The 17,355-nt window shown below is 59.0% G+C and carries 15 protein-coding genes and 1 pseudogene; 13 read left to right on the top strand and 3 right to left on the bottom strand.

Annotation, left to right across the window (positions count from 1 at the left end):
- Positions 1–903: 903 nt before the first annotated feature.
- The 9 genes and pseudogenes from ACOYW1_RS20400 (at position 904) to ACOYW1_RS20360 (ending at position 11,361) form a co-directional block, all read left to right on the top strand.
- The gene (locus ACOYW1_RS20400) at positions 904–2,568 is read left to right on the top strand and encodes a sulfite exporter TauE/SafE family protein (RefSeq protein ID WP_482419502.1); all 1,665 of its coding nucleotides are present in this window, start codon (positions 904–906) and stop codon (positions 2,566–2,568) included.
- A gap of 78 nt (positions 2,569–2,646) precedes the next feature.
- Complete coding sequence (locus ACOYW1_RS20395; RefSeq protein WP_482419501.1) at positions 2,647–3,429, top strand: DUF169 domain-containing protein; 783 nt, start codon at positions 2,647–2,649, stop codon at positions 3,427–3,429.
- Positions 3,430–3,598: 169 nt separating this feature from the next.
- A complete protein-coding gene (locus ACOYW1_RS20390; protein ID WP_482419500.1) occupies positions 3,599–4,183 on the top strand; it encodes a hypothetical protein in 585 nt (194 codons plus the stop codon).
- Positions 4,184–4,454: 271 nt separating this feature from the next.
- A complete protein-coding gene (locus ACOYW1_RS20385) occupies positions 4,455–4,919 on the top strand; it encodes a hypothetical protein (protein ID WP_482419499.1) in 465 nt (154 codons plus the stop codon).
- Positions 4,916–5,860, top strand: a pseudogene (locus ACOYW1_RS20380) (histidine kinase dimerization/phospho-acceptor domain-containing protein); the annotation flags it as partial. The gene ACOYW1_RS20385 and the pseudogene ACOYW1_RS20380, both read left to right, overlap by 4 nt.
- Before the next feature lie 139 nt (positions 5,861–5,999).
- A complete protein-coding gene (locus ACOYW1_RS20375) occupies positions 6,000–6,419 on the top strand; it encodes a sensor histidine kinase (RefSeq protein WP_482419498.1) in 420 nt (139 codons plus the stop codon).
- Between the two features lie 590 nt (positions 6,420–7,009).
- On the top strand, positions 7,010–8,416 hold the full coding sequence (locus ACOYW1_RS20370; protein WP_482419497.1) for a sigma-54-dependent transcriptional regulator: 1,407 nt from the start codon (positions 7,010–7,012) through the stop codon (positions 8,414–8,416).
- A gap of 184 nt (positions 8,417–8,600) precedes the next feature.
- A complete protein-coding gene (locus ACOYW1_RS20365) occupies positions 8,601–9,923 on the top strand; it encodes a glycosyltransferase family 2 protein (RefSeq protein ID WP_482419496.1) in 1,323 nt (440 codons plus the stop codon).
- A gap of 7 nt (positions 9,924–9,930) precedes the next feature.
- A complete protein-coding gene (locus ACOYW1_RS20360; RefSeq protein ID WP_482419495.1) occupies positions 9,931–11,361 on the top strand; it encodes a TackOD1 domain-containing metal-binding protein in 1,431 nt (476 codons plus the stop codon).
- On the opposite strand, the gene ACOYW1_RS20355 is transcribed toward ACOYW1_RS20360, so the two are convergent.
- The gene (locus ACOYW1_RS20355; protein ID WP_482419494.1) at positions 11,324–11,686 is read right to left on the bottom strand and encodes a hypothetical protein; all 363 of its coding nucleotides are present in this window, start codon (positions 11,684–11,686) and stop codon (positions 11,324–11,326) included. The two genes, ACOYW1_RS20360 and ACOYW1_RS20355, sit on opposite strands and share 38 nt — an antisense overlap.
- A 1-nt stretch (position 11,687) precedes the next feature.
- Here ACOYW1_RS20355 and ACOYW1_RS20350 point away from each other — a divergent pair, with 1 nt between their 5' ends.
- Genes ACOYW1_RS20350 through ACOYW1_RS20335 form a run of 4 tightly spaced genes read left to right on the top strand, consistent with a single transcriptional unit; the run spans position 11,688 to position 15,542 of the window.
- Positions 11,688–12,107 carry a hypothetical protein gene (locus tag ACOYW1_RS20350; RefSeq protein WP_482419493.1) on the top strand — a complete coding sequence of 140 codons (420 nt, stop codon included), beginning with the start codon at positions 11,688–11,690 and terminating at the stop codon, positions 12,105–12,107.
- 46 nt (positions 12,108–12,153) lie between these two features.
- Positions 12,154–14,346, top strand: a complete 2,193-nt coding sequence (locus ACOYW1_RS20345; protein ID WP_482419492.1) for a TolC family protein — start codon at positions 12,154–12,156, stop codon at positions 14,344–14,346.
- Position 14,347: 1 nt separating this feature from the next.
- A complete protein-coding gene (locus tag ACOYW1_RS20340) occupies positions 14,348–14,869 on the top strand; it encodes an HlyD family secretion protein (protein ID WP_482419491.1) in 522 nt (173 codons plus the stop codon).
- Positions 14,751–15,542 (top strand): efflux RND transporter periplasmic adaptor subunit, encoded by a 792-nt coding sequence (locus tag ACOYW1_RS20335; RefSeq protein WP_482419490.1) that lies wholly within the window; start codon positions 14,751–14,753, stop codon positions 15,540–15,542. Before ACOYW1_RS20340 ends, ACOYW1_RS20335 begins: the two co-directional genes overlap by 119 nt.
- A gap of 77 nt (positions 15,543–15,619) precedes the next feature.
- Here ACOYW1_RS20335 and metW read toward each other — a convergent pair whose 3' ends face one another.
- The gene (gene metW, locus ACOYW1_RS20330) at positions 15,620–16,240 is read right to left on the bottom strand and encodes a methionine biosynthesis protein MetW (protein WP_482419489.1); all 621 of its coding nucleotides are present in this window, start codon (positions 16,238–16,240) and stop codon (positions 15,620–15,622) included.
- Positions 16,230–17,303 carry a homoserine O-acetyltransferase MetX gene (metX, locus tag ACOYW1_RS20325; RefSeq protein WP_482419488.1) on the bottom strand — a complete coding sequence of 358 codons (1,074 nt, stop codon included), beginning with the start codon at positions 17,301–17,303 and terminating at the stop codon, positions 16,230–16,232. Before metX ends, metW begins: the two co-directional genes overlap by 11 nt.
- Positions 17,304–17,355 lie beyond the last annotated feature (52 nt).

Below are 17,355 nucleotides of genomic sequence, written 5' to 3'. Positions count from 1 at the left end.
TCCCGCACCGATTGGTGGAGAGGACTCGTTATATTTGATGGGCACGGCGCCAAGGGTTTTGTCGCTCGTGAGGGTGACGGTTTGCCTTTGCCCATCCTACGGGTGACGCGGGTATGAAGGGTGCCGAGATGGTTTCCGGCCTTCACCGTTGGTGCCGCGACACGTAGGGTGCGGCCCCCGCACCGATTAACGTAACGCAAGCCACCGGCCCCACGCCAAATCAAAATCATTCCGGGTTTCGCCCTTCGCCCTTCGCCTTTACCCTTTCGCCCTTTCTGATGGGCACGGCGCCGAGGCTCTCATCATCCGGGATGGTGACGATTTGCCTTTGCCCATCCTACGGGTGAGGCAGGCATGACGGGTGCCGAGATGGTTTCCGGCCTTCACCGTTGGTGCCGCGACACGTAGGGTGCGGCCCCCGCACCGATTAACGTAACGCGAACCACCGGCCCCACGCCAATTCAAAACCATTCCGAGTTCCGCCCTTAGCCCTTCACCTTTAACCCTTCACCTTTAACCCTTCGCCTTAACCCTATCCCCTATTCCCTCTTACCTCTTACCTATTCCCTATCATCTGCTTTATTACGCTTCCCCCCAAAGATCAACATGTCAGCTTTTTGTTACCGGAAGGGTGCGGCTGCATAAAGAAAAATGCGCCATGTTTTTATGGCGCTGCATCTAAAAGCTTGCGAAATCAGCCGGATGTTCCTGGTGTGCTGAAAAATTCCATCAGCTGAACTGATTAAGATGATAAGGAAAATGACAAAAAATCCGTCCCGCTCCATTTTTGGCACGCCGTTTGTAATACCGAGCAGCCAAGAGAATAAATGATTATCATCAATTTAATTTGATGAATCACTGTTGTTTAATAAAGCGTTTTATTCGTGATTGGAGGATGTTGCGATGTTTAAAAAGGGACGAATAATCACCATGGCCGTGTTGACCGGCCTGATGCTGTTGTGGAGCGCTACGTCGTTTGCGGCGACGGAGGCCACCATTGACACTCCGGCCCCCAAGGCCGGAGACACCCTGACCGTGACCGGGAAGATTGCTCCGGGCGAAGATCTCTACCTGGTGGTGAGTTCTTCCGAGCTGTTCAAGGCCGAGGACTCCATCGGTTCCCAGGAAGCAGCCAAGCTTGGCAAAAAATTCGGCGACACCGAAATTCCCCCGGTGTTTTATGCCGTGACCACCAACCCCTCGGCTCTGGCCACCCCCAAGGTGGTTTCCAAGGGCAAGTGGTTTGCCCCCTTTAAGTGGGACATTGAGGTCAACAAGATCAACGCCTGGGAGACCATCCCCGAGGACGTGAAGGGCAAGCTCGGTTCCGTGAAGACCGCTGAGCAGTGGAAGTTCCTCACCTTCACCCACGAGGACAAGTTCGGGATCAACACCATTTCCAAAGAGCGCCCCATCGGCGGCGGCAACGCCCGCATGGTCATGGGTGGCGACGCGTCCAAAACCTGGAACAAGGACGTGTCCCTGACCCTGGACAAGGCCACCGGTGAGTTTGCAGCCTCCTTTAAGGTGAGCAAGCGCATCGCCCCGGACACCGGCCTGGACGTTTTTGTCAACGGCGAGAAAGCCGGTGAAGCGTCCGTGCAGAAGCGCGGTTTTTACTTCCGCATCGGCGGCACCTACATGAACCCCCTGGTGGTGTTCCTGGGGGCCCTTGTCATCGGCTGCATGTTCGTCATCGTGGGGGCCGCAGGCGGCCTCTTTACCGCTGCTTTCCAGATTACCGTCATCGGGACCCAGGGCATGGTGGGGGTCAACGCCGCCAACGCCGTGAAGCCCACCAACCTGTTTTTGACCCTCTGTTCCCCCATCACCGGGGTCTACTCCTACTTTAAAGAAGGACGCTTTGCCTGGCCCGTGGCCCTGTTCTTCGTGTCCGGTATTCTTCTGGGCGCTTTCTGGATCGGTCCCACGTACTCTGCCAAGTACCTGCCCATGAAGGCGTACAAATTCTACCTGGGCTTCTTCTGCCTCGTGCTGTTCATCAAGCTCTGGTACGAATCAACCCAGAAATCCATCAACAAGAACAAGGCCGTGAAAGCCATCGTCAAGAAGTTCGACATGGAGATGGCCGCTGCCAAGAAAGAGGGCCGTGCCGCTGAGATGGGCAAGGTGGTCCTGGAAAAAGGCTGGCACGCCACCAACATCAGCTTCTCCTTCTGGGGCGAGGCCTTCCGCGCCAACCCCGTGGCCCTTTTCTTCGGCGGGATCCTCATCGGCTGCATCGCTTCTGCCTTCGGCGTGGGCGGCGGGTTCATGCTCGTGCCCTTCATGACCACCGTCATGGGCTACCCCATGTACCTGGCCGTTCCCATCTCCCTGTGCGGCACCTTCGGCACTTCCGTGGGCGGCATCTCCCGCTACATCCTCTCCGGCTACTCTCCGGACTGGATCATGGCAGCCCTCATTGCAGCCGGTGCCATCATGGGCGGCAAGATCGGGCCCAAGATTCAGAAGAAACTGCCGGAAATCTTTTTGAAACGTGCTCTGGCATTGATTCTTCTCATCGTATTTCTTAAGTATACCAATGCGATTCCCTTCCTCCGGTAGGTAAGGGCGGCTTTCTTATAAAAATAACCACACGGCCCCCGGCACGCTGGGGGCCTTAAGTCATCACGAGGTTTTGCCATGAATTATACAGATGCCCACAACGCCTTTATCTGGAACTTTCGCCTGGATTACGATCCCGTCGGCATTCGCTACATCTTCGACGAAGACGAGATTGAAAATCTTCCCGTTACCCACAAATCCAAGGCCAAGATCTCCTACTGCATGTACCTGGCCGCAGCCCGCTCCGCGCGCCACAGCCTCTTCATGCCCCCGGAGCGCCTCCAGTGCAAAAACGCCCAGCCCGTCTTCGGGTTCCGTGAGCTGACGCGGGACGTGGACGGCAAGAACCATGAAAAATACCTCCTTGACCCGGATCTCTCCTGGCAGGCTCCCCAGGAGAAGGCCAGGCTGGACGTGGGTGCCTGCAAAGGCATCTTCATGGCGCCCCTGGACAAATTCGACGAAGCGGGCCTTGAGCCCCACGTGGTCTTTATGATGGTGGTTCCCTTCCAGGCCTACCACATCATGAACGACTACATGGGCGGCACCGGCAAGTGCAACCTGCCCCTGTTCTGCACCCCCAACTCCGCGGTGTGCTCGGGCAGCGTCTACGCCTATAAGAACAACACCCTGAACATGACCACCATGTGCGCAGGCTCCAAGGCCTCCGGCAAGACCGAGATGAACTACATGAACGTCTTTGTTCCCGGAAACCAGATCCTGGACACCGCGGCTCAGCTCAAAAAGCGCATCGAAACCACCGGCGGCCCCTCCCTCCTCGGCAAGGGCGGGCAGGCCTGGCCCGGTCTTGATGTCTGCTCGGGCTGTCCCATGGTGAAGTTTGAAAAGGTCGAAGAGTAAGGCCGGAAAATAAGAACTAAGCCACGCATCAGGCCCGGTTGCGAGACGAGTCGCCCGTCGACTCGTCTCGCATCGGAATGCAGGGTGGAGCGCCGCACGCCTGTGCGGCTTTTTGCGTTTTTCGGCAGAGCCTTCCGTGGCCCTGTAGGACGCATGCAATGAGGTGTGTATGGATGCATTGAACGACATACTGGACCTGGCCGCCGACTGGATCTTCGGCGGTGTGGTGATTCCCCTGATGAAGGCTTTTGCCTCGTTTATCAGCCTTTGCTTTTCCCCCCTGTCGGGGGCCTCGCCCGCCCTTCAGGTGTGCGTGGCAGCCCTGGTGGGGGCCCTGCTCTCCATGGGCCTGACCCGCCTGAGAAAGGGGAAGGCCGCCACCTCTGCCGCAAAGCGATTCAAAGAGCGCCTCTCCGCAAAGCAGCAGGCCCGGGAGATTGATGACAAAACAGTGCGAAGTGCGGTATACAAGGGGTTGGACCGTGAAGCCGACGAAGCCTACGAACACCTGATGCTCGATAAGTTTTTCGAGATGGGGATCACCTACCTCTTTCCCATGTTCCTCTTTCTGCTCTGGGTCGAATACCACGCCTTTACGCCGGACCATCTGGAAGCGCTGACCGGAAGCCGCGGGCTCATGCTGCCGGGCATTTCCCAGGCCGTGGGGGCGGGGGCGCTTTACCTCTACCTCTACAACGCCACGTTGATTACGACAGCGTTGGGGCGGTGGGGGATGAAAAAGGTGAAAGGCTAATAAAGGCTAAAGGGGAAAGGCAAAAGGCAAAAGGCTAAGGGCAAAAGGCGAAGGGCGAAGGGCGAAGGGCGAAATTCGGTAGGATGGGCAAAGGTGGTGCCGTGCCCATCGGGCACGGGAATAACCGGCCACGGCGGGAGGCCGGAATCGGCTTGCCGGAATGTAACATATCATCACCGCTTCGGGCCTCCCGGTGAAAGATGGGCACGCATGGCGCTTTGCCCATCCTACGGGGCTTTCGTTGTGCCGGCGTTGAAAGGACCCCCACACCATGGTACGCATTGTCGTTTTTTTATTCCTTTTAATTTTTCTTGTGGTCTCACCGGCCCACGCCACCCAGGGGCACGGGGGCATCGAAGGGATCCTGGTCCATCAGGCGGCCCATGTGCTGTTTGCCCTGGCCATGGGGTTTTTGGCCTTTCGCATCAAGCGGGATGAGCTGCCGGTGCGCAAAGGGTGGCGCAACGTCCAGTATGCGGCCATTCTTTTTATCCTCTGGAATGTGGACACGATCTTTGTCCATTTTGTGGACGAGCAGGTGAAGCTGGTCACGGTGGAGCGCCTTGCCATGGGGCAGCTCCATATCACTTCGCCTGTGCCGGGCCTTGCCGTCATGTATTACATCGCCAAGCTGGACCATCTCCTTTGCGTTCCTGCCATCGCCTTTCTTTGGGTGGGGCTCGGTCAGCTCCTGACCCAGGCGGAAACACGCCGTAAAAAGGGGGACGCATCATGATTGTCTCCTCCTTTCCCATATTCATTGTCGATCTCGTCGGCTCCATGCTGATGATCGTGTTTTCCCTTTTCTGTTTCGGGCGCATGGTGCGGCTCACCACCCTGGAAAAGGAGAACATCCTCTGGACCTATCTCCTCTTTGTGTGCGCGGCCCTTTCCATTTTTGCCGTCTCCAGGTCGGCGGGTCATATTCTCAAGCAACTGCTGCTTTTTCTCGATTTTACGGGGGTGTGGGGGCATATCCGTCCTTTCAGCGGCTCAGTGAACACCCTGACCTTTATTCTGGTGGCCTCGGTGACGGTTTTTTTCGAGCGGGTCTGGGTGATCAACCGGGCGATTTTAAGGGACAGGCGGGCCCTGCGTCAGGCCCACGAAGAGCTCTCCTGGCTCAACCGCAACCTGGAAAAGCTTGTTGACGAGCGCACCGAAGCCCTGGCCGTTTCCGAAAAAAAATACCGCCGGATGTTTGAGCTTTCAGAGGACATGATTCTGATCGCCACAGGCGAGGGCAATGTCCTGGCCCTGAACCCGGCGGCGGGAAACCGCCTCGATACCGGGGCTTCCCTCGGGGATCTTTTTGCCGACGCCGATGAGTTCCGGGAGATCATGGAGACCGTCTCCCGCAAAGGGCGCGTGGGAAACACCGAGGCGGCCTTGAAGGATGTGGACGGCCGGTCCTTCCGGGCCCTGGTGAGCGGGGTCACCGTCACCGACATGGAGAGCCGGGAGCAGGCGGTCCTGTTCATGGTTCGCGACGTGGAAGAGACCCTCACCATGCGGGAGAAGATGGCCACCACCGAGAAACTGGCCGCCGTGGGCGAGCTCTCGGCGGGCGTGGCCCATGAGGTGAACAACCCCCTGGGCATTATTCTGGGCTATACCCAGCTCCTCAAGCGCAGCGCCGAGGACGAGAGCAGCCTGAAAGAGGATCTTTCCGTCATCGAAAAGCACGTCATCGGCTTGCAAGAAGGTGGTGGAGTCTCTTCTCAACTTTGCCCGGAGCGGCCCCTCGGAAAAACGGGCCTGCCACCTTCACCCCATCATCGAAGAGGTCCTTGCCTTTACCCGGCATCAGGCCGAGATGGACGGCATCCGGGTGATCACCGAGCTGGGCCCGAACCTGCCGGAGATCCACGCCGACCCCGAACAGATCAAGCAGGTCCTCATCAACCTCATTATCAACGCAGTCCACGCCATCGACGGCCGGGGCGAGATCCATGTTACCACCGGGGCCGAGGAGCCGGGTACCGTGTTTGTCACCGTTGCCGACACAGGTTCCGGCATGGATGCCGAGACCCGCTCCCGCATCTTCGACCCCTTTTTCACCACCAAGCCCACGGGCACCGGCACCGGCCTGGGCCTGTCGGTGAGCTACGGCATCATTAAAAATCACGGGGGCGAGATCGATGTGATCAGCACGCCGGGGAAGGGGACGGCGTTTACGGTTCATTTGCCGACGGTGGGGGATGAAGGAAAATCAGGCCATAGGGAAAACAGGTAAATAGTGAACAGGGCGTGACGTTTTTGATTCGCTCCCAGGCTCAGCCTGGGAGCGTGTTGTGCAAGGCTCTGCCTTGCCGGTACGGGATACCGTGGTGCAGGGCCTAAGCCCAGGTTATCATGGCTTCAGGCATGGAGGCAGAGCCTCCGATGGGCATTTCCAGGCGGAGCCTGGTAACGAGAACAATAGGGCGTGACGGTGGCCGCTGACCTTCTATTCGCTCCCAGGCTCAGCCTGGGAGCGTGTTGTGCAAGGCTCTGCCTTGCCGGTACGGGATACCGTGGTGCAGGGCCTAAGCCCAGGTTATCATGGCTTCAGGCATGGAGGCAGAGCCTCCGATGGGCATTTCCAGGCGGAGCCTGGTAACGAGAGCAAATAGTGAACAGGGCGTGAGGTTTTTATGTTTTTTGATTGACCCGGGGGCCGCGTTCAGCTAAACGCCCTTAGCCCTTAGCCCTTAGCCCTTAGCCCTTAGCCCTTAGCCCTTAGCCCTTAGCCCTTAGCCCTTAGCCCTTAGCCCTTAGCCCTTAGCCCTTAGCCCTTAGCCCTTAGCCCTTAGCCCTGCTCCCCCTCTTTTTCGGAGAAAAACAGTGACACACCGTATCTTAATTGTAGACGACGAAATTGACATGCTGAGGCTCCTCAAGCGGAGCCTGGAGCCGGACCTGGGCTGCCGGGTAGAGACCGCTTCATCCGGTGAGGAGGCCTTTGCCATGATTCAGGAGCAGCGGTTTGACCTGGTGCTCTCGGACATGAAGATGCCTGGCATGGGCGGGGCCGAGCTGCTGCGGCAGATCAAGGAGCTGAAGCGGGGCATCGCGGTGATCATGATGACGGCCTACGGCTCCATCGATTCTGCGGTGGAGGCCATCCGCGCCGGGGCCTATGATTTTATTGCCAAGCCCTTTGATCACGACACCCTGGTGTTCCGGCTGAGAAAAGCCCTGGAGCGGAACCGGCTCATCAGCGAGAACATCCGCCTGCACAAGGCCTTTCGCGAGAAGGAGACCTTCCACAACATCGTGGGCAGCTCCCCTGCCATGCTCAAGGTGTTCGAGACCATCCGCATGGTGGCCCGCACCGACATGACCGTGCTGGTCACCGGTGAGTCCGGCACGGGCAAGGAACTCACCTGCCGGGCCATCCATGCCCAGAGCGAACGCCGCAACGGCCCGTTCATAACCGTGAACTGTCCCACGGTGCCCGAGCAGATCCTGGAAAGCGAGCTTTTCGGCTACAAAAAGGGGGCCTTTACCCAGGCATCTTCGGACCGCCAGGGGCTCTTCCAGGCGGCCGACGGGGGCACGCTGTTTCTGGATGAAATCGGAGAGATCAGCCCGGCCATTCAGTCCAAGCTGCTCCGGGTGATTCAGGAAAAAGAGATCAAACCCCTTGGGGGGACCAAGTCCGTGCCCGTGGACGTGCGCATCATCGCGGCCACCAACAAGGACCTGGTGCAAGCCATTGAAAAGGGCGAGTTTCGTCAGGACCTCTACTACCGGCTCAACGTGCTTCCCTTGCGCCTGCCCCCGTTGCGGGAGCGGCGAGAAGACATCCCGGCCCTGGTGAGTCATTTTATCCATAAGCACGCCGACACCATGGGGCGAGATCCTCTCCCCGTCTCGGATAAGCTCATGGCCCTTTTGATGGAGCTTCCCCTCACGGGCAACATCCGGGAGCTGGAGAGCCTCGTGATGAAGGGGCTTCTTTTTGCCACGGGTGAGATGATGGAGCCCGAGGACCTCCGGGAGGTTCTTGCCTCGGCACCGGCCGCGGCCACAGGGGATACTCCGGCGCCGGACCTGACGGCATTGCCTTACAAGGAGGCCAAGGAGCAATGCCTCAAAGGGTTTAACGACAGCTATGTGGGAGCCCTTTTGGAGAAAACCGCGGGGAACGTGGCACGGGCTGCCCGCCTTTGCGGCATGGAGCGCCAGGCTCTCCAGCAGGTGATGAAACGTTACGGCATCGACCCCGAGCCATATCGCCACAAATGATTATTCCTTTATAAGGTGCGAAATACCGACCTGTATGTTATGATGAACACATCTCCAGGAAAAAATGTTTTGGTCTCAAAGATGTCTGCGTTTTCATAATCTGTCGCATTTCTGTGTGAACAAGGGTTGGTATTGCATTGAATGATTTTGGTGGGTTGTTTGTTTTGGGAGTTCAAGGTGTCATATGACAGATCTCCTGAATCACATGCTGTTCGCACTGGTCGATTTTCGTCATCTCATCGAAGGCCAGTTTGCCACCCGGGCGTTGTGGGAGTGGATCCTTTTTTTCATGCCCGTTTTCATCTTCGGGGAGTTCCCCCGGTATATTTTCCCTGCCGTTTTCCTCCTTGGGGCCAAAGTGGCCGATCGCCTTCCCCATGACGACCGTGAAAAAAAAACATTTTTTGCCACGGCGCCTTCGGTGAGCGTCCTTCTCGTGGGCTACAACGAAGAGGCCAGCGTGGCAAACGCCATCCGTTCTCTCCTTGAACTCGATTACCCCAACCTTGAGATTATCGTCATCGACGACAACTCGGAGGACCGCATGTATGAGGAGGCCAGGCCCTTTGCCGACAGGGGGCAGGTCAAACTCTACCGCAACAGCGCGGCCACCGGGCGATCGGGACGCCCCACCGCATCCAACATGGCCCTGTACCTCTCTTCCGGCGATTACATTGTCTCCGTGGACGCAGACACCTCCTTTGACCGGGACATGCTCTTCCACATGATCGGTCCCTTTTACGACCCCAAGGTGGGGGCCGTGGCGGGCAACATCAAGGTGCGAAACCTTGGGACCTCTGTCTGGACCCGGCTCCAGGCCGTGGAGTACGCCCTGTCCATCACCATATGGAAGCAGTGGCTGGGGCTTTTGGGCATGGGCATGCAGGTCAGCGGGGCCTTCGGGGCCTTCAGGCGGGAGGCCCTGCTCTCCTTCGGCGCCTGGGACCCGGAACTGGCCGAGGACGCGGACCTGACCCTGAAGATCAAGAAGGTGGGTTGGAAGATCGTCTTTGCCCCGGCGGCCATCGCCATGACCAACGCCCCGGAAACATGGCGGGTGCTGAGGGGGCAGCGGTTCCGATGGGACAAGGGGGGCTTCAGGACTTACTTTCGCAAGCATGCCGACATCCTGAAGTTCTGGCAGTACGACTGGCGCAACGCCTTTGAGATTTCCCTGGAGTTTTTCTTTACGGTGTTCCTGACCTTTGTCTATGCCCTGTATCTGGTGCTGATGCTCTGGTTTTACCCGAGGCTCCTCATCTTTGTCTGGTGCCTGGCCTATCTTATTTACGTCGGGGTGACCCTCTTCTGTTTTGCCATTGCCCTTGTCTTTAGCGAGCGCAAAGTCCAGGAGGTGACACTGATCCCCACGGTGTTCCTCTTTCCGGGGTACAAGGCCCTTTTCCGCTGGGTACGGTTCGGGGCGCTGATGTTGGAATTTTTCAGGATTAACTATCAGGAAGGCTACCTGCCTGAGTCTGCATGGCGCAATACAAAGAAATGGTGAGGTGTGAATGAAAAAAGTGTTTAACGTGGTCATTGTCGGTGCCAGGGAGGAAGAGTATCGAATCCTTGAAACGGGTCTGGAGTCCGGTCGGTTTGAGACCTCTCTCTCCATTTCCCAGGCCGAGGTTTCGGCGATGCAACGCCTCTCCGGACAGACCGATCTCATGATCTACTGCCAGGGAGAGGAGGAGTCCGAGCAGTGCCATGTACCGGTGTTTGTGAACAAAACCATTTTTGTGACCTCCTGTTACGGCAAGGGCATTCTTCTGGAAGCCTTTAAAAAAGGGGCTGCCTACGTCCTGTTTCGCCCCCTGTTCCGGGCGGAACTCCTGCCCGCCATTCGAAATGTTCTGTTTTTTTCAGGAAACGGGAAACTCAACGTCTCCGATGCCTATATCCCCCTCTCATTTTTACGTGACGTGGCGGACGGCGGCGCTTCGGTCCTCGAGCCCCTTCCTTCTCCCTTTAAGCCCACGGGTCATTTTTATCCCGATGTCCTGAAGATCACCGGAGAGCTGGAAAACGAGGAAGCCTACCTGGAGGCCCTGGCCGAACGGGGGTTTTTCACCAAGCAGCTCAAAAACCGGGTCCGCCTCTGCGAGATGTGTGAATCCTACCAGATCAACTATCGAGAGGTGTGCCCGGCCTGCTCCTCCATCGACATCGTCAAGGGGCAGATGGTTCACCACTTCCCCTGCGGTCATGTGGACTCCATAGAGTCTTTCAGGCAGGGCGCGGACCTTGTCTGTCCCAAGTGCGAAGAGACCCTGCGTCACATCGGTATCGACTACGAAAAGCCCACGGACTACTTCAAGTGCGCCCAGTGCCAGACCATCGTTCCCGAACCGGTGGTGGAACTCGAATGCCTGGTGTGCGGCCAGGTCTGCCGACCCGACGAGACCGTGGAGAAGAATATCTACGCCTATGAGATGACCCAGCATGCCTGGGAAGCGGTGCGAAGCGGACAGATCAAGGGCGTGGACCTGGGCACCCTGCTCTACGATCACCACACGAATCTCTACAACAAACAGTTTTTCGAGCATGAACTCAAGCGGGAGCTCATTCGCACGAAGCGCTACCACGCACCCTTTACCCTGATCCTGGCCCGCATCGAAAAAATCGAGGAGATTCGGAAAAACCACCCCGACCGCCTTGCCTGGTACGTGAACAATCTTTTTAAGGCCCTGAGCCAGGGCTTGAGGGAGCTGGACACCACCTGCGTCTGGGACGCCCAGACCCTGGGGCTTATCCTTGCCGAAACCGACTTTGACGGGGCCGTTGTGGTGGTGAACCGGATTCACGAAGCCATTCAGAAGCTGGAATACCTGTTTGACATCTGTCGCCCCGAGGTTTCCTTCAGTGTGGTCCAGGGAGACGCTTCCCACCAGATAGTGGATGACCTTATCGCTCTGGCCATGGCGGATCTTGCGGATGGATAGGAGACGTATGGCGGGCATGGTCCCGTGGATAGGATGCCTTGTGATGGTGTGCTGCCTGGGGTGCGGTATGCGCAACCGCCAGGCCGTGGAGCAGGAGGCCGACATGGCCCTGGTGCGTGAGCTGACGGCCCCGGTCTTCTTTGGCCAGCAGCAGCTGTTCGCTGCCCTGGGGACCACGGCTCACGAGCTTGTTGTGTTTGAGGTGACCGGCCAGACGGTGAAGCGAATCCCGGAGCCGGGCACCGCTCCCCGGGTGAGGTCCGAAGCGCGGGTGGTGTTTTTCAGGATCCCCGATGACTGCGGGGAGGGATGGTCGCTCTATCATTTTGATTCCCGTTCTTTCCAGCTGCGAGCCCTTCCGGAGGTCGGAGCACCCCCTGCCCGAGCGGGACAGGTCCGAGCTCACGGATTCGTTTGTGGTGTTCAAGGCCCTGGACCGCACCGGGCGATGGTTCCCCGGCGAGCATGACCTGGCCCTTGTGCGGCTTCGTTTTGAGGTGGATGCCGAAGGGGAGATCCGTTTCCACGAGGAGAGGTTTAGGGACATTCCCGGAGAACCCGTGCTGCCCGTTCACCTGCGGGGCGCGGGAAGGGTCTTTTTCCTGAGCCGGGACAACGAGGGCGCCTCCACCCTCATGTCCGTGGATGAGTCTGGAGAGGACCTGTCCACCCACCTTGAAGAAGGGGCCGGTACCGTCAGCCGGATCTACTCCGATGACAGAAACGCCCTCGGTCTGAGTCAATAAGCCCGGCTATCAGGCCCTCTACAGGCTGGACCCCGTTACCGGAGAGGTGGCGGATTACCGCCGTCTTGAGGCAGAAACCGGGGAGCACAGCCGCTACATCCTGCGCAGCCGCTATGTGGACGGCACCGCTTCTCCGGTTGTGGTCCGGGTTCCGGAGACCCTCGGGGTCCGGGAGATAGCCGCCCTTGTGACGGCACAGAACCCCGAGGTGAGCCTGAGGCGGGCAGAGCTGGCCGCTTCTCTTGTGGAGGTGGGCATTGCCACCCTGCCCAACTATCCCTCTTTTTACTTTGAGCTGGGCACGGTGTCCCAGGCCGGGCTCTTCAACGATCAGACCAGTTTCTTTTCCCAGACCCTCATCGACGGGCTCCTCGGGCTGTTTCAACCCCTGCTCGATATCCGGCGAAACAGGGAACTCTGGCGGGCGGCCCAGCTGACGGCTGAGGCGGCCCGGAGCCGTCTGGACAACGAGGTCAACGAACGGGTGGCCGAGGCGGTGAAGCTCTGCTTTGAAGTGGCCTACCTTGATGAGCTGGAGGCCGTGCAGGAGTCGCTTCTGGAAGTGTACGGACAGCGCCAGGCTTATTACGAAACCCTGGATACCGTGGGGGGCACCCTAAGGCTGCAACACATGGCGGCAGAGAAAATTATGGTAGCGGCCGCCTCGGAGAAGGCCCACACACGGCGCCGACGCGAGTTCTTGATGAACCGCCTCAAGCAGCTTTGCGGGCTTGCCCGGGAGGTTCAGGTCTCCTTGGCCCCGGACGCCTTTCACCTGAGGGAGGCCGAGTTTGAAGAGGCCGCAGTGCTGAGGGAGCTGGCGGTCCTGAACCACCCCCAGGTTCGTGGCGTTAACGCCGAGCTGAAAAAGGCGCGGTTCCTGGAGGCGGCCGGGCCCGAGGTACGGGGCATTCTCAATGTGGCGGCGGAGTACGAGTACACCGGCAAGAGCACGTCCAACGCGGTGACCGATATCATCAACCTGACCTTCAGCGGCGGCATCTCCACAGCCCACGGCAAGGCCGCCAGGCTCCACACCGCGTACTGGCGCCATGTCAAGGATGCCCTGGGCATTGAGCTGGGCCTGGTGGCGGGAAGGGTTCGCCAGGGTCTGGACGAGGCCCTCATGGATTTCAAGGCCTCACAGGACGACAGCCGGGCCAAGGCCTTGGACACGCGGTATGCCCTGGAACAAGTGCGGGTGGCACGGCTCTACGAGGCCATTGACACCCCGGGGGATGCCGATGCCTACGATCCCCTGGCCGTGATCACCGCCGAGCAGGAGTACCTGAGTGCTGTGGCCAGGAAGGCCCGGGTGGAAAGGGACCTGGGGATCCGGTACGTCAACGTCTGGCGGGAGACCGGGCGATCCAGGCTCCTGGCCGACAACCTGTGGGCTTACTCCGACCTGAAGGTGGAGGGGCGGACAGCTTCTGTCTGGCTGTGGGAGACCCGGGCCGCCATGGAGACAAAGGGCAGCCGGGATGCCTTTGTGACCACGGCAAAAGAAGCTGGTGTCAACCGGGTTTACGCTTACCTGTATTCTGATTCCCGGCTCCTTACGGAGATGATGGACCGGGAGCGGTTTATCCTCTTTTTAAACGCGTGCGCACAAGCGAAGATCGAGGTGTGGGCGCTGCTGGGAGAGCCCGAGTGGCTCACAGCGCCGTACGGGGCGCTGGCGCTGGGCCGGGGCGTGGATCGCATCAACAGCTTTAACGCCTCCAGAAGCGGGTTCGAACCCAAAATTTCCGGCATAAAGATCGATTTGGAGCCCCATTCCGTGCCGGGGTGGGAGACAGATCCCGCCCTCAGGGAGGAGCTGAACGTCTCTTTTCTCCGGCTCCTGAAAAAGGCGAAGAGCCGCATGACGGGTGACATGCCCCTGTGGGTGGACGGGCCCGTCAAGTGGTTTACCCAGGAGGCGCACCGGCCCCTGATGCGGCAGGCCGCGCGCCTCACCGACGGCATCACGGTGATGGCCTATTTCAACGCACCGGAAACCACAAGCCGGGTGGTGGCCAAGGTCTTTGAAGAGGCGGCCGGACCCCTAGAGATCGGCCTGGAGTTTTCCGGCAAAGCACCGCCTTCGGATACCCTGTATCCCCTGGACAGAGCCGGGTGGGACCGGGTTGAACAGGATTTATCGCGCCAATGGATGGAAAACCCCGGGTATCGAGGGCTCTCGTTCCACGACTACTCAGCTTTAAAGCAGATTTTTGAAGGGGGGGAGGAGTAAGATGAAAATATCGTTCAGGAAAGGCGGTGAATCCCAGGAGCCGGTCTCACCGGCCCAACCCCGGATGCGGGAGCACAAGAGAAGGAAAGCCCCTGTGCGCAAGGTGGTGCTGACCGTGTTGTGTGTGGCGATACTGGTGGGTGGCGGCATCATGCTTTACAACCGGAACACCCTGTATACCTACGGGATGGTCACGGGTGAGACCCTGGAACTTACAGCGGATGTGACCACCGAGATCCAGCAGCTTTTTGTCTCCAAGGGGGACATCGTCAAAAAAGGGGATGTGCTCTTCACACAATACTCCGTGGAGGGTGTAAATCGAATCAGGCAGGCCGAGGCCGTCCTGGAGTCCAAGCTTTCCACATACGATCTTATTGCCGGGGAGTCGGGGGATCTGCGGGACTATGCCGCCCCTTTGCAAAACAAGCTCCGGTTCCTCGACCTGGAACAGCAGGGCAGCGCCCTCGCCCGGGAACGCATGCTCTCCGAAGCCCGTCTTCCGATACGACCCAAACCCGTATGAATCCAAAAAAGAGCGCCACGAAAACCTGGAAAAACTCTACCGGCTGGATGCCACCACCCTGAGCCAGGTCCGGGCGGCGAAAACCGAGAAAGAGCTTCGTTACCACGAATATATCCTGGCCCGGGACCACTACACCCATGTGGTGGAATCCAACCGCATCGCAGAAGCCGAGGCGGAAAAAAACTACCGGGCCAGAATGTCCACCCTCAATCGAAGCGGTATTCAGGAAGACTCGGATGTGGACGACCTTCTCTCCGAAATCGAGCGTGCAAGGGCCTATCGGGACCATCTGCGCCAACTGTACGGCTCCGCGGGGTTTAAGGCCCCCTTTGATGCCATCATCACAGAGGTGAAGGTCTCCGCCGGTTCCCTGGTGGGAGGCGGAGAACCCATCTTATCCTGCGCTTCCCTCAACGGGCTGTGGGTGGACGTCTATGTGGCACCGGACAAAGCCTGGATGCTCACCGACGATAAAGAGATCCTTTTGTACGTGGACGGAAAGCGTGAATCCGTTGCCGGAACGCTGACGGCCATGGGGAACGTGGAACTCCGGGTGCCGGAGGTCCTGAGGGAGAAGCTGCCCAAGCTGGTGAGCGCGGTCTATTTTCATGTGGCCGTGGAAAGCGATGAAACCCTGCTTCCGGGCAATGTGGTGAGGGTGGTGGTGAAGTAGGCGCTGCCGTGCCATGGGGCGCGGGAGGAACCTTTTTGTGGAACGCCGCACGTTTGTGCGGCGTTTTTTTGTGTGTCTTAAGCCTTTGTGATCAGAAACAGCCCGTAGGTTGCCCGCAGGTTGGGCAGGAAGGTGATGGTCTTTCCGTATCGGTCCGCCGAATAGGTCTTGATGGCCATTTCGTTGATGATCTCAAAACCGGCTTCCTGGCCGAGGTGTTTGAAATCCCGCAGGGAGAGAACACGGATGTTGGGCGTGTCGTACCAGGAGTAGGGCAGGACCTCGGTCTTGGGGGCGTGGCCTGAGAAGAGGAACTGCGTCCGGACCTTCCAGTGGCTGAAGTTGGGAAAGCTCACCACCGCGGTTTTGCCCACCCGCATGATCTCGGCAAGGAGGGAGACCGGGTCGAAGGTCTGCTGGATGGTCTGGCTGAGGACCACGCAGTCGAAGCTTTCGTCCGGGTAGTCGCTGAGCTCGGTGCTGATGTCCCCCTGGATCACGGAGAGGCCCTTTTCAATGCAGGCCGATACTTTAGATTCAACGATCTCGATGCCTGTCTCCGAGACATTTTTATGCTGCTTCAGGAAGTGCAGCAGATCCCCCTCGCCGCATCCCAGCCCCAGGACCTTGGATCCCGAAGGAATCCATGACGCGATGATTTGAAGGTCGTATCGAATGGGAACCTGGCTATCCGTCATGGGACACCCCCTTTAAAAAGCCGCGAATCATGCGGGAGAGCCTGTCGTTGGGCAGGAGAAAGGCATCGTGGCCTGCGGTGGACTCCAGCTCGCAGAAGCTGACGTCGTTGCCCCGTTTTTTGAGGGCCTTGACAATGGCCTTGGACTGGTAGGTCGGGTAGAGCCAGTCCGAGCTGAAGGAGACCACAAGGCATTTGGCCTTGGTGCCGGAGACCGGTGCGGACAAGGCGGATTCCAGGTCGAAGTAGTCCGCGGCCTTGGTGATGTACATCAGGGAGTTGGCGTCGAAGCGTTCCACGAACCGTGCGCCCTGGTAGTGGAGGTAGCTCTCCACCTTGAAGGGGGCCTCAAAGGCCGAGGCGTGGGTCTCCGGGTCCTGAAGGCGTCGCCCGAATTTTCTGTGCATGGCCTCGTCCGAGAGGTAGGTGATGTGGCCCACCATGCGTGCAAGGGACAGCCCGGTGTCCGGGCTTGGGCCGTCGTAGTAGGCCCCGTTGTTCCAGTTCGGGTCGTTCATGATGGCCTGGCGGGCCACTTCATTGAAGGAGATGGCAAGGGCCGAATGTCGCAGGGTGGTGGCAAGGGCCACGGCCGAGCGCATCATGTGGGGGTAGGCGTGGCACCACTGGAGCACCTGCATCCCTCCCACGGAGCCGCCGATGACCGAGACGAGCTGCTCGATCCCCAGGTGGTCCAGGAGGCGCTTCTGGGCGTTGACCATATCCGCGATGGTGACGACCTCAAAGTCCAGTCCGTAGGCTTTGCCTGTTTCAGGGTTTTCCGAGGAGGGGCCGGTGGAGCCCATGCAGCCCCCCAGCACGTTGGAGCAGATGACAAAGTACTTGGTGGTGTCGATGCCCTTGCCCGGCCCCACCATACTCTCCCACCAGCCGGGCTTTCGGTCCGTGGCATCGTAATACCCCGCCGCATGGGAGTCCCCGGTGAGGGCGTGGGTGATGAGAATGGCGTTGTCCCGGGCATCGTTCAGTTTTCCGTAGGTCGGCAGGCGATGATTGGTCAGCGTGGGCGCCTGCCTCCAGGGGCAGGGAATCGCCTGCGTCACCAAAGGTGAAGAACTGTTTTTCCACAAAGCCCACGGAGTCGGGGTAAAGATC

It is taken from the genome of Desulfoluna sp. CYM3A (assembly GCF_056829965.1).
This window is presented reverse-complemented; position numbering and strand designations above follow the sequence as displayed.

What these genes read in the sequence shown, in the direction of transcription:
- ACOYW1_RS20400 (WP_482419502.1), top strand. Translation starts at nt 904, where the DNA reads ATGTTTAAAAAGGGACGAATAATCACCATGGCCGTGTTGACCGGCCTG.
- ACOYW1_RS20395 (WP_482419501.1), top strand. Translation starts at nt 2,647, where the DNA reads ATGAATTATACAGATGCCCACAACGCCTTTATCTGGAACTTTCGCCTG.
- ACOYW1_RS20390 (WP_482419500.1), top strand. Translation starts at nt 3,599, where the DNA reads ATGGATGCATTGAACGACATACTGGACCTGGCCGCCGACTGGATCTTC.
- ACOYW1_RS20385 (WP_482419499.1), top strand. Translation starts at nt 4,455, where the DNA reads ATGGTACGCATTGTCGTTTTTTTATTCCTTTTAATTTTTCTTGTGGTC.
- ACOYW1_RS20375 (WP_482419498.1), top strand. Translation starts at nt 6,000, where the DNA reads ATGGACGGCATCCGGGTGATCACCGAGCTGGGCCCGAACCTGCCGGAG.
- ACOYW1_RS20365 (WP_482419496.1), top strand. Translation starts at nt 8,601, where the DNA reads ATGACAGATCTCCTGAATCACATGCTGTTCGCACTGGTCGATTTTCGT.
- ACOYW1_RS20360 (WP_482419495.1), top strand. Translation starts at nt 9,931, where the DNA reads ATGAAAAAAGTGTTTAACGTGGTCATTGTCGGTGCCAGGGAGGAAGAG.
- ACOYW1_RS20355 (WP_482419494.1), bottom strand. Translation starts at nt 11,686, where the DNA reads ATGATAGAGCGACCATCCCTCCCCGCAGTCATCGGGGATCCTGAAAAA.
- ACOYW1_RS20340 (WP_482419491.1), top strand. Translation starts at nt 14,348, where the DNA reads ATGAAAATATCGTTCAGGAAAGGCGGTGAATCCCAGGAGCCGGTCTCA.
- ACOYW1_RS20335 (WP_482419490.1), top strand. Translation starts at nt 14,751, where the DNA reads ATGCCGCCCCTTTGCAAAACAAGCTCCGGTTCCTCGACCTGGAACAGC.
- metW (WP_482419489.1), bottom strand. Translation starts at nt 16,240, where the DNA reads ATGACGGATAGCCAGGTTCCCATTCGATACGACCTTCAAATCATCGCG.